Annotated in this window: 9 protein-coding genes and 2 riboswitches; of the genes, 5 read left to right on the top strand and 4 right to left on the bottom strand. The window is 48.2% G+C overall.

All coding sequences use genetic code 11. The annotated features are described in order from the left end of the window. Positions 1-12 precede the first annotated feature (12 nt). Positions 13-1,368: an aminomethyl-transferring glycine dehydrogenase subunit GcvPA gene (gene gcvPA, locus AB4111_RS18555; protein WP_442032708.1), complete on the bottom strand. Its 1,356-nt coding sequence runs from the start codon at positions 1,366-1,368 to the stop codon at positions 13-15. Continuing rightward, the gene (gene gcvT, locus AB4111_RS18550; RefSeq protein ID WP_442032707.1) at positions 1,365-2,501 is read right to left on the bottom strand and encodes a glycine cleavage system aminomethyltransferase GcvT; all 1,137 of its coding nucleotides are present in this window, start codon (positions 2,499-2,501) and stop codon (positions 1,365-1,367) included. Before gcvT ends, gcvPA begins: the two co-directional genes overlap by 4 nt. A 218-nt stretch (positions 2,502-2,719) precedes the next feature. Beyond that, a riboswitch (glycine riboswitch) is annotated at positions 2,720-2,820 on the bottom strand. Between the two features lie 3 nt (positions 2,821-2,823). Then, positions 2,824-2,946, bottom strand: a riboswitch (glycine riboswitch). Between the two features lie 343 nt (positions 2,947-3,289). On the opposite strand from gcvT, the gene gcvH reads away from it, so the two are divergent. The 5 genes from gcvH (at position 3,290) to AB4111_RS18525 (ending at position 9,273) form a co-directional block, all read left to right on the top strand. After that, positions 3,290-3,682: a glycine cleavage system protein GcvH gene (gcvH, locus tag AB4111_RS18545; protein WP_145150142.1), complete on the top strand. Its 393-nt coding sequence runs from the start codon at positions 3,290-3,292 to the stop codon at positions 3,680-3,682. A 419-nt stretch (positions 3,683-4,101) separates the two neighbouring features. After that, a complete protein-coding gene (locus AB4111_RS18540; protein WP_442032706.1) occupies positions 4,102-5,559 on the top strand; it encodes a PTS mannitol transporter subunit IICB in 1,458 nt (485 codons plus the stop codon). A gap of 38 nt (positions 5,560-5,597) precedes the next feature. Continuing rightward, positions 5,598-7,700 carry a BglG family transcription antiterminator gene (locus tag AB4111_RS18535; RefSeq protein ID WP_442032705.1) on the top strand — a complete coding sequence of 701 codons (2,103 nt, stop codon included), beginning with the start codon at positions 5,598-5,600 and terminating at the stop codon, positions 7,698-7,700. Further along, positions 7,697-8,131: a PTS sugar transporter subunit IIA gene (locus tag AB4111_RS18530; protein WP_339236891.1), complete on the top strand. Its 435-nt coding sequence runs from the start codon at positions 7,697-7,699 to the stop codon at positions 8,129-8,131. The genes AB4111_RS18535 and AB4111_RS18530 overlap by 4 nt, the downstream gene beginning before the upstream one ends. Next, positions 8,128-9,273 carry a mannitol-1-phosphate 5-dehydrogenase gene (locus tag AB4111_RS18525; RefSeq protein ID WP_442032704.1) on the top strand — a complete coding sequence of 382 codons (1,146 nt, stop codon included), beginning with the start codon at positions 8,128-8,130 and terminating at the stop codon, positions 9,271-9,273. The genes AB4111_RS18530 and AB4111_RS18525 overlap by 4 nt, the downstream gene beginning before the upstream one ends. Before the next feature lie 60 nt (positions 9,274-9,333). On the opposite strand, the gene AB4111_RS18520 is transcribed toward AB4111_RS18525, so the two are convergent. After that, positions 9,334-9,585: a cysteine-rich CWC family protein gene (locus tag AB4111_RS18520; RefSeq protein WP_442032703.1), complete on the bottom strand. Its 252-nt coding sequence runs from the start codon at positions 9,583-9,585 to the stop codon at positions 9,334-9,336. A 140-nt stretch (positions 9,586-9,725) separates the two neighbouring features. Next, complete coding sequence (locus AB4111_RS18515) at positions 9,726-11,732, bottom strand: endonuclease MutS2 (protein WP_442032702.1); 2,007 nt, start codon at positions 11,730-11,732, stop codon at positions 9,726-9,728. Between the last annotated feature and the right edge of the window lie 125 nt (positions 11,733-11,857).

Raw genomic sequence — 11,857 nt, 5'->3', positions numbered from 1 at the left:
TCGTTTCCTGAGTCACAGCGATCCCTCCAATACTCGTGCGAATTCGTCGATCTCTTCTTTGCTTCGTCGTTCGGTTACGGCGATCAACATATGTCCGGCAAGCTCCGGATAATCACGTCCGAGTTCATAGCCACCAATAAAGCCAGCATCCAACAGTTTCAACTGAAGAGCATCCACGTCTATTCCTTCAGGAAGTTTAATCACAAATTCATTAAATGTTGGCGCATTAAACGTCAGGCTAACACCGGAAATCGCAGTTAATGTATTCAAGGTGTAATGACTCTTTTGCAGATTCAGATCCGCGACATCGATCATGCCTTGTTTACCCAGGATGGACATATATACAGATGCGCTGAGCGCAAGCAGAGCCTGGTTGGAACAGATGTTGGATGTCGCTTTTTCGCGGCGGATGTGCTGTTCACGCGCTTGCAGTGTGAGTACAAATCCACGCTTGCCGTTGCGGTCCGTTGTCTGGCCTACAATTCGGCCGGGAATTCGGCGCATATGAGGCTGGGATACGGCGAAATATCCGCATGTCGGGCCGCCGAGTGAAGCGGCGATGCCGAGGGGCTGCGCATCGCCAACGACGATGTCGGCACCCAGCTTGCCTGGGGCTTCCAGCAGACCCAGCGATAGCGGGTTAGCACTTACGACGAGCAGGCCTTTGTGCGCATGCACGAGGTCGGCAGCTTGCTTTACATTTTCCACGGCACCAAAGAAGTTCGGACTCTGGATCATGACAGCTGCGGTATCATCCGATATGGCGGCTTGCAGGGCATCCCAGTCCGTGACTCCATCCTTATAGCCAATCTCGACAATCTCCAGACGGAGTCCGTGCGCATACGCCTGCAATACCTGACGAGCTTCCGGATGAACGGTGCGGGATACGATGAGCTGTTTGCGACGAGTTGCCGCTGCGGCCAGATTACCTGCTTCAGCAAAGGCAGTTGCGCCATCATACATACTGGCATTGGCTACAGCCATGCCAGTTAATTCACAGATGTAGGATTGAAATTCGAAAATGGCCTGCAGTTCACCTTGGCTGATCTCAGGCTGATAAGGTGTGTAGGCGGTGTAGAACTCGGAACGGGAAATGACATGATTGATGACGGAAGGAACATGATGATCGTATATGCCTGCGCCGAGGAAGCTGGCGTGTGTTTCAAAATTGGCGCCGGCGCCGGCTTGTTTGGACATATGACGTGTCAGCGCATATTCATCGAGTTTGGAGGATACGGGCAGCTCACCCTGATAACGAATCTCTTTGGGAATGTCCTGGAACAGTTCCTCCAGCGAATCCACACCGATGGTGGCGAGCATGGCGCTCTGATCCTGCTCGGTCATGGGAATGTAACGGTGCTTGCTCATGCTTGATCAGCTCCTTGAGTAGGTGTCTTTGACGTTCGTGTCCGTTTATGAAAAGGGGTCTTCACGACCTCGGCCTTCAGTTTCTTACCTCGGATCTCAATCTCAAGCGGGGTTCCGAGCGCAGCGTATTTGCTGTCGATAAGGGCAAGCCCCAGATTACGCTTCAATGTAGGTGATTGCGTACCTGTTGTCACTTCGCCAATCTGTACGCCTTCTGCGTAAATCGGATAGTGCGGGCGGGGGATACCGCGTTCCAGGACTTCGATGCCAACCAATTTGCGGGCAGGCCCGTCATTTTTTTGCTGTAACAAGGCTTCGTGTCCGATAAAAGGTCCGGCATTCAGCTTCACAAACATGCCAACACCAGCTTCGAGCGGAGAGATGGTTGCCGACAATTCCTGTCCGTACAATGGGAGCCTCGCTTCAAAGCGCAATGTATCCCGGGCACCAAGTCCGGTTGGCACCAGTCCGTGACCTTCACCAGCTTGCATTAATCCATTCCAGACCACAGCGGCCTGATCTGCAGGAACATATAGTTCAAAGCCATCTTCTCCGGTATAACCCGTACGGGACAACAGCAACTCTACACCACATACTTCGGCATTCTGCACAAAACGAAACGGTTCAATCGCCGATACATCTGTATTTGTAACTTTTCCGATAATATCTACAGCCAGTGGACCTTGCAGGGCGAGTAGCGCCGTCTGCTCCGAATCGTTGGTCATGCTCACGCCAGGGATCAAGTGTTCTTGCAGCCACGCCCAATCCTTGTCGATGTTGGAGGCGTTAACGACGAGCATGTAATGCTGATCTTCCAATTTATACACGAGCAGATCATCCACCACACCGCCATCTGGATAACACATCAGGGTATACTGGGCTTGACCCGGAACCAGCGTAGTCACGTCATTGGTCATCATTTGTTGCAAAAATGTTTCGGCTTGCTCACCTCGTACGGTGAATTCGCCCATATGGGATACATCGAACAGTCCAGCACGCTCACGCACCGCTTCATGTTCTTTCTGGATTCCGCTGAATTGCACTGGAAGCTCCCAGCCTCCAAAATCAATGCACCGTACGCCTTCATATTGCTGATATAGGGGAAAGAGTGGTGTTCTAAGCAAATCGGACATCAAATCACCTCGTCTTGGGCCGTCAAACGGCCGAATATGCAATCGTGGATCAATGAACCAGGGTATTTTTTAATTTTTCAGCTAGAAGTCATTCGTAGATAAGTATGGTAAGGCAGCTATGGCAGCGCCGATTGAAATCCTGCTTTTCGTTTTTTTGGGAAAAAGGAAAAGGACAGGCCAAAGAATCGGCATGCCAAGTAGCACGCTGTATTCTAAGGCTCTGTCCCTTGTACCTGAGAGTTACCCCGCTGTGTTGTACAACAGGTTTCCCCTTGGGTGATCATAACGCCCGCACAGGGCGAATAGATGCTCTCCAGAGTTGCGTCCCGTAAAAGTCCTTTTGCCTGAGAGATTCACCCCCGCTTATCGGTGGTTTACTCCTTCGGCGTTACCTCATGTACATCCCGAATCGGGTGTCATGGGTAATCTCTCCCTTTACATTCATCCGCGGGTATAACATAGTCCAATAAACACATTTACTCCTCTCATTAAAACGTGAATCCACTGCCAATGTCAAGAACGATATCATCAAAAATAATTAAAAACCGAATATTTATTGTTTAATCAATATAATCGTTCGTGTATTTAAAAAGACTGCGCTTACTATTCTAATATTCACCAGTATATGTAGAAAGAGTGTATTCAGGTTACGGTTTGAGGAGGCGATTATCAAATAAATTGTGAGGTATCTTGACATTTGAATCCGAAATATCATACGCTATGTTTTGGGAAAAAGGTTAAGGTCAAAGAACGCATGCACTCATTAATGAAAAGCGAGGCGGATATCGATGAGCGAATTGAAAAGTGATTTCCTGTACAGTGAAGAGCACGAATGGGTGCAAACCGTAGGGGAGGATACTGTACGTATTGGCATTACCGAGTTCGCTCAGCATCAGCTGGGTGACATTGTGTTTGTGGAATTGCCTGACCTTGAATCCAATGTAAAAGCAGAAGACAGCATTGGAACGATTGAATCGGTCAAAACGGTGTCGGACTTGTTTTCTCCCGTCACAGGTTCAATTATTGCAGTCAATGATTCGTTGCAGGACTCACCTGAACTTGTGAACAGTTCTCCTTACGAGGAAGGTTGGATGATTGAGATCCGTGTTGAGGGAGATCTGACAGCAGCGTTGTCTACATTGATGAATGCAGACGCGTATCGTAAACATACGGAAGAATAGGATCAACGAACTTGTACTTATTAACATATATTTGATAACAAAATGAAATATGCTTCTTATTGTTTCGACCTGTGTGAGCCGGATGCTTGCACAGGTTTTTTGTGTTTTCCAAGAATGATGTTGGATGAGGATTCAAGCAGATTGAGGATGTAAATCACCTGCTTGGACCAAACTATAGGTTAGAAAATGATTTTGGAAATGACAAAAGTCATAGGCGGGAAAAGCCTTGTGTACCAATGGGTTCAGCCATTATGCATCGGTTAAAACGATTACATAACCTAATGTTGTCATCATTGTTCATGACGAAAGTACGCTTTCATTTCATTGAACAGGAGAGCATTCTCGCTTAGGATTACAGCAGGGGAGAAATGATACCCCTTTCATAAATCATAATCACTTGATCCAAGGAGGATAATACAATGAGTAATTTGGACCAATCGTCCAATTCCAAAGGTGGGCTACGGGTAGGTGTGCAGCGTTTTGGCCGATTCCTGAGTGGTATGGTCATGCCGAATATGGGAGCGTTCATCGCCTGGGGATTAATTACGGCCATGTTCATTCCAACAGGCTGGTTCCCTAACGAGACACTAGCACAGCTAGTCGATCCGATGATTAAATATTTGCTGCCACTGTTAATTGGTTACACCGGGGGTACGATGGTGCATGGTCAGCGTGGTGGTGTCGTAGGTGCCATTATGACCATCGGGGTCATCGTGGGTAGTGATATTCCGATGTTCCTCGGTGCCATGATTGCCGGACCACTGGCAGCATGGATTATCAAAAAATTCGATAAATCAATCGAAGGTAAAGTTAAAGCCGGATTTGAAATGCTGGTTAATAACTTCTCAGCCGGTATTATTGGCGGCATCTTGGGGATCATTGCTCTACTAGGCATCGGGCCTGCTGTAGAAGCGATTAGCAAAGTATTGTCTGCCGGGGTACAAGGCTTGATGAATCTGGGCTTGCTACCGCTGGTCAACCTGATTATCGAACCAGGTAAAGTATTGTTCCTGAACAATGCAATCAACCACGGGATTCTGACACCAATTGCAACAGATCAAGCAAGAGAATTGGGGCAATCCGTATTATACATGCTTGAATCGAACCCAGGTCCGGGACTTGGAATCCTGCTTGCTTACTGCTTCTTCGGACGCGGAATGGCGAAATCTTCTGCACCAGGTGCCGTTATCATTCATTTCTTCGGGGGAATTCATGAGATCTACTTCCCTTACATTCTGATGAGACCGATTCTGATTCTTGCTGCAATCGCGGGTGGCGTTGCAGGTACATTAACATTCATGCTCACCGGAGCAGGACTTGTTTCGGCACCATCACCGGGTAGTATTATCGCGTATTTCCTGTTAACACCAAAAGGTGGATACCTGCCGATGCTCGCAGGGGTGCTTGTAGCAGCAGTCGTTTCATTCCTGATTGCAGCAGTGTTGCTGAAAACGGGTAAACAAAAGGACGAAGATCTGGAGTCCGCATCCAGTCGGATGAAAGACATGAAGAGTCAAGGAACTGTGCCAAACGCAGGCATTACGGCTAATAATCATCGTGAAGCAGACAGTGCTTCAAATAAGGCTTCTTCTACAGTGAAAACAGATGTGAAGAAGATTGTCTTCTCCTGTGATGCAGGTATGGGATCGAGTGCCATGGGCGCTTCCATTCTTCGCAAGAAGATGAAGGCAGAGGGGATTGACGTTACGGTGACCAATACGGCCATCAGTGATATCCCTCCGGATGCAGATGTGGTAATCACACAACAAATATTAACGGATCGTGCCCGCTCTGTTGCGCCGAACGCAGAACATATATCCATCGACAACTTCCTAAAAAGCCCGGAATACGATGCGCTCGTTGAACGTCTAAAGTAATTGCATGCATTCGTTTTCCCTGAGCCGGAGGCTGAGATATGAGTATTACCAAAAGACAACGTGAGATCGTGGAGTTTCTGCTGGAGCATCCACATGAAGTCACTGCCGGCGAAATCGCCGTTGAAGTCAAGGTTAGTACCCGAACGGTTCACCGGGAGCTTCAAATGATTGAACAGTGGCTGGAACCTTTGGGCATGAGGCTGGAAAAAAAATCAGGAACCGGTATCCGAATTGATGCCAGTTCCGATGATCTGGCTGTATTGCGCCAGCAACTAGAGGGTAAAGAATATGTAGAGTTTACGCCGGAAGAGCGTAAGCTCTTCATGCTTTGCATCCTGCTTGATGAAGCGGAGCCTGTAAAGTTACTCGCTCTGGCTTCGGATCTGAAAGTGACCGTATCCACCGTAACCACGGATCTGGACGATCTGGAGTCACGAATTCGTCAGGCGGGACTGAAGCTGGTTCGCAGACGTGGATATGGCGTCAAAATTAACGGAAGTGAGACGATTCATCGCACAGCCATAGCTGCACTTGCTTTGGAATTTCTGGATGAATCCGACCTGTTCGGAAGACAACCTGAACAAGGCGGCTCCATCGTAAACCAAAAATTGCTGGATATGATTGGACACGGTGATGTGCTTACGGTCGAAAATGCGTTATGGCAACCAGATATCGAATGGCTGGAGAACATTCCGGAACGTCAATACATGAAGCTGCTGATTCAATTATCCGTCGCAGTTGTACGTATTCGTAAAGGCTTTGGCATTGGCCGTATTTCTCCACGAGAGAACACCGAAGATGCAGCTGTAGAGCAGGATGAGATAAAGGTTCCACCTTATATGGCTTCCCGCTTATGTGGTGTGTTATCCACCCAGCTGGGGCTGTCATTCTCCCAAGATGAGCAAGCTTATTTTCACAGACTATTAGTTGAGACAGAGCAGCGGATTCACTCTTCGCGGCTGTTGCCAATAGACGACTTGATCTTACTAGACAGGGTGCATTCACTGATTGATCAGATGCAGGCAAGAACGCATTACACCTTTCATGAGGATCGATTGCTTCGTGAAGGTCTGCTTGGTCATATGCAACCTGTTATGGAGCGAATTGAAGGGCAACAGATCATTCGTAATCCGCTACTGCAGCAGATTCGCAAGGATTATGACTCCCTGTTCGAAGAGGTCAAACAATCTGTTGGGCAAGCTTGGCCAGGCACAGACGTTCCGGATGAGGAGATTGGTTTCCTGGTCATGCACTTTGGGGCTTCCATCGAGAGGTTACGTACATTGAAGCGGGAGATCAGGGCGATCATCGTGTGTACAAGCGGAATTGGATCATCACGCATGCTATCCAGCCGATTGTCCAAGGAGATTCCCGAGATTCGAATCATGGATAGCGTGTCCTGGTATGAAGCTGCCCGGATACCTACAGATCAATATGATCTGGTGTTATCGACGGTCGATCTGCCGATGGATGAGCATCAGTATTACAAAGTGAGTCCACTGCTTACGGCAGAAGAGAGCGAACGTCTGCGTCATTTTATCCGAACAACAACATTACAACGACAGCATAATAAGCCCCGTGAAGCAGAGGTTCAGACAACAAGTCGTTACTCGGACCCTGATGGAATGGAAGCTATTCTAGTTGAAATCGTCCGAATTATTGGCAAGTTTCAGGTGTACCCGCTGGATAATCAGGATATCGGGTTCTATAAAACGGCGTATGCGATGTGCAACGTACTCCATGGTTCTGGTGTGTTGAAGGAACCAGAGGAGATCGCAAAACGGTTGGAGGCACGTGAAGCAGTGGGGAGTCAGAAGATTCCCGGCACAAGACTTGCACTGTTTCATACACGAAGTGAGGGGATATACAGGCCGTCTATCAGTCTGTTTCAGCTCACGGAGCCACTCCTTCGTACGCCGGATGATCCGGCAGGAGTTACCCATGTTCTTTTGATGCTGGGTCCTCGAGAATTATCCAAGGAAAGCTTGGAGGTTCTCAGTGAGATAAGCGCTCTGTTATTGCAGGAAGAAATGATTACATTGCTGGAAAAGGGAATCAGGGATGAACTCATTCATTACCTGTCCCAGGAACTTGTTGGATTTTATCGCAGTAAAACCGAAATTGGAGGTCAACCATTATGAGTATGTTAACAACAGATAAAGTCATCATGAATGCGACGGCTCAGGACAAATACGAAGCGATCCGTATGGCAGGACAGATTCTGAAGGATGCGGGACATATTACCGCTGATTACATTGAGAAAATGATTGAACGTGAAGAGATTGTCTCGACCTATGTAGGGAACGGTCTTGCGATTCCACACGGTACGAAGGAATCGAAAGCATTCATTTTATCCACAGGCATCTCCGTTATTCAGTACCCACAGGGTGTTGATTTTGGCGATGAAAAGGCTTATATGGTCATTGGTATCGCGGCTCAAGGCGGGGAACATATGGAGATCTTGACTAGCATCGCGGTGATCTGTGCTGAGGATGAGAACATGGAGGCCCTGCGTCTCGCGAAAACAGCTGAAGAAGTTATCGCTATTTTGGAAAGTGAAATGGAGCTATGAAGGCCCTACACTTTGGCGCAGGTAACATTGGACGCGGATTTATCGGATTAATCCTCTCCCGGGCAGGGTATGAGGTGATTTTTTCAGACGTGAATCAGACCTTGGTAACAGCTCTCCAGCAACGGGGTCAATATACGGTGGAACTGGCTAACGAGAGCAAGGATCAGGAGACCGTGACAGGTGTAAGTGCGATCGATGGAACCCAGCTGGAGACGGTTGCCCAAACCGTTGTGGAAGCTGATCTGATTACAACCGCGGTGGGCGTGGGCGTGCTAAAACATATTGCACCAGGTATTGCGAAGGGACTTGAGAAAAGACTGAATTCCGGTCCTGCTCAAAACCCTCTTCACATTATTGCTTGCGAGAACGCAATTGGAGCCAGTACGCAATTGAAAGAGCATGTATATGCTCTGCTTGATGAAAAGGTACGTACACTTGCTGATCAGTACGTTTATTTTCCAGATTCGGCCGTAGACCGGATCGTGCCTATTCAGCATCATGAAGATCCCTTACATGTACAGGTGGAGCCTTTTTACGAGTGGGTGGTGGATCGTTCCCAGATGGCACCTGCATTCAAACCGGTTGAGGGCATTCTATATGTCGATGATCTGGAGCCGTATATCGAACGGAAGCTGTTCACGGTTAATACAGGACACTGCGTTGCAGCATATATCGGTCATGTGCACGGGTATGACACGATTCAGAAGGCTATTGCCGACGAGAAGGTGAAATCGATTGTCTACGGTGCTTTGCAGGAAACTGGAAAAGTTCTGGTGAAGCGTTTTGCATTTAACCCGGAAGAGCATGAGCAGTATATTGTCAAAATATTGGGACGGTTCGTCAACCCGTATCTCACCGATGAGGTTACTCGTGTTGGTCGTTCCCCACTGCGCAAATTGTCTCCGAATGATCGTCTGGTTCGCCCGGCCCTTCAGGCATATGCGGATGGAGCCGAAACCACCTATCTGGCTATGGGCATGGCAGCAGCCTGCAAGTTCGATGTCTCCGATGATCCGGAAGCAGTGGAACTACAGGACATGATTCGTCAGAAGGGAATTACAGCTGCGCTCCACCATTACACGTCCATGGATGAGCATCATCCGGTGCTTGAACAGGCTGTTGCCCAGTATAACCAAATGTAAGAGCAGTGGTAGCCAGCTAACAGTATAGATGAGGCATAATGAAGAAGAGCCATACAGTTGTTAACTGTGTGGCTCTTCTTTTGGTTGGCGTTTATCGGCATATTCATCCAAACAGCGTTGACATATGCACGATTTTCGGCGCTGTTCTGCCGGAATGCGGTCGAATACACCTTCGGGGAAAGTAGCCCGGTTACACCAACATTCCGAATGAGGACGTCCTGCGGCATAGGAACAGCGATTAGCTTCCCCGCATAACGGGCAGACAAGAACATCGATAGGGATGTGCTCTTGATCGTCTTGTTCTGCAGACATGGGGTTCTTCCCTCCCTGTGGAATAGCTACGAGCTTAATTTTGAACATACTGGTCCCAGTATAACAGAAATGCGCCGGTGATTATGGATTTCACTCTGTATATATGACTTCCAGTTCACCACATCTGTTTCTCCCATCGGCTATTCTTCAGGCGGTAATTCGATCTGTAGGCCTTCCACATGTTTGCGTCCCATCAACTTACGTTTCTTTCGATTTTCCTTTGTTTCTAGCACAATGTCCAAGTCATAATCGTCACCTGGATATAGCTCATTGGCAGATATATGCAGGGCCAGGCGTTTCTTATGGATTTTGACTTTGCGTCCTCGTAGCATGACCCCGATATTTCCACGGCTATCCTCCACATCACATACGATACCCGACTGATTGAGATAGGCCGCATACACCCGATCTCCTTTGCGAAACGTTTTGGCAGGAGCAGGAGAATCCGACTCTCTATTTGTTGTCTTTTTGTGGAAACCGATTGAATCCTTTGACTGCTTCTTCATCTGATTCCGTTTGGATAACTCTACCGGGTCGTCTGCCTCCTTAACGGAACGCTCAGGCGTCAGGGTCGGAGTTTCCAAAGGAGGTGACGTGAACACGAATGTACGATCTCTCGAAGTACTATGATCTGACAGGGACTTGGATCGCTCAATAATTCGCCGTGGCATGCCCAGCTTTAATGCGATGGAATAAGCATAACTCTCACCTGCTTCTCCGATACGCAATCGATACAGCGGTTGGAGAGAAACGGTGTCAAATTCCATACGGGCATTTTCGAATCCTGGCGTGGCAGCTGCAAAATGTTTGATTTCACCAAAATGCGTTGTCGCCACAACGGTTGCTCCGCGGCTGTGCAGCTCCTCCAGCATGGCGATGGACAGTCCGACGCCTTCACCGGGATCTGTGCCGGAAGCCATCTCATCGATGAGCACCAGAGTTGATGTATTGGCCTGTTCCAGTATGCCAATCATATTGCGAATATGTGCTGAGAATGTACTGAGCGCTTGTTCCAAACTCTGCCCGTCACCAATATCAACCGCTAACTCGGTATAAACAGCCATCTCGCCGCCTTCATCTACCGGAATAAGCAAACCGGATTGCATCATCAGGGTTAGTAAACCAAGTGTTTTGAGTGCGACCGTTTTCCCCCCGGTATTCGGGCCAGTAATAATGAGTGACGAATACGTTCTGCCGATTGCAAAATCAAGGGGAACCATGGAAGAACCCATGAACGGATGACGTGCACGTTGAAGGCTGATATGGCCTTGAGTATTGACTCGAACGGTATGTCCGTCCATGGTGGCCGCATATTTGGCTTTGGCAAAGAGGAAGTCTAGTACACCTACCGTTTCGGTGTTCAGGGCAATTTCACGGTTATACGATTCAGCCAGTGAGGTTAAATCACCGAGAATTCTCATCTCCTCTCTGGACTCCTCCGCTTGTAGAGCGGCCAATTCCATCTGTAAACTTACTAACTCAACAGGTTCGATATATACGGTTTGCCCGCTCCCGGATTCATCCAGCACACTGCCTTTCACCTGTTTGCGGAACTCTTTCTTAATGGGCAGAACTGTTCTTCCTCCGCGTTGACTGATGACATGCTCCTGCATAATGGAGCGATGTTTGCTAACCAGAGAATCCAGCTTTCGTTTCATGCGTTCTCCATTCACCGTCATTTTTTTGCGAATTCGAATCAGTTCCTTGCTTGCTTGGTCCTGAATGCGTCCACTATGGATGCAGCGCTCGATCTCACGCAGTAAAGGTTCGATCAGAATCATGGATGCAGCGTAGCGACTAACGGTGGGAGCGGCCCCAGATTTGCCCTCCATGTACTTCATGAGTTGTGCACAGCTCCGCAGGAACTGAGCGAGATGACTGAAATCGCGTTCACTGAATAGATAACCGGTGCCAAGCAGATCCATAATTGTTTCCATGCCGTCCAGTGAAGGGAGGGGGATACTGGCCCCGAAGCGAATCAACGCAGCCGCTTCTGCTGTTTCTTCCAGCCGCAGCTGGATCAGGTGAGCATCTACCATCGGTTTTAGTTCTCTGGCATAACGTTTACCCAGATAAGACAGGGCGCAGTCTGCAACATTTTTTTGAATTTGTGGATAACCCAGACTGTTTAATGTGTTCTCATTCATGCGTAATCTCTCCTTGAATTTGAATTGGGATTGCAGTTGACACGCGAAACATATTCCTGAAAACGCAAAAAGGGCGGAGAATGAACAAACGTCATTCTCCGCCCTAAATATATGGGAAAGCAAAG

The organism is Paenibacillus sp. 2KB_22, from assembly GCF_052115745.1.
Classification (GTDB): Bacteria; Bacillota; Bacilli; order Paenibacillales; family Paenibacillaceae; genus Paenibacillus.
The sequence above is the reverse complement of the archived record's forward strand: the minus strand, read 5'-3'. Positions and strand labels throughout refer to the sequence as shown.

Bases quoted from the DNA above. Each gene is read 5' to 3' on its own strand.
- AB4111_RS18540 (WP_442032706.1), top strand. From the start codon at position 4,102: ATGAGTAATTTGGACCAATCGTCCAATTCCAAAGGTGGGCTACGGGTA.
- gcvT (WP_442032707.1), bottom strand. From the start codon at position 2,501: ATGTCCGATTTGCTTAGAACACCACTCTTTCCCCTATATCAGCAATAT.
- AB4111_RS18530 (WP_339236891.1), top strand. From the start codon at position 7,697: ATGAGTATGTTAACAACAGATAAAGTCATCATGAATGCGACGGCTCAG.
- gcvPA (WP_442032708.1), bottom strand. From the start codon at position 1,368: ATGAGCAAGCACCGTTACATTCCCATGACCGAGCAGGATCAGAGCGCC.
- AB4111_RS18525 (WP_442032704.1), top strand. From the start codon at position 8,128: ATGAAGGCCCTACACTTTGGCGCAGGTAACATTGGACGCGGATTTATC.
- gcvH (WP_145150142.1), top strand. From the start codon at position 3,290: ATGAGCGAATTGAAAAGTGATTTCCTGTACAGTGAAGAGCACGAATGG.
- AB4111_RS18515 (WP_442032702.1), bottom strand. From the start codon at position 11,732: ATGAATGAGAACACATTAAACAGTCTGGGTTATCCACAAATTCAAAAA.
- AB4111_RS18520 (WP_442032703.1), bottom strand. From the start codon at position 9,585: ATGTCTGCAGAACAAGACGATCAAGAGCACATCCCTATCGATGTTCTT.
- AB4111_RS18535 (WP_442032705.1), top strand. From the start codon at position 5,598: ATGAGTATTACCAAAAGACAACGTGAGATCGTGGAGTTTCTGCTGGAG.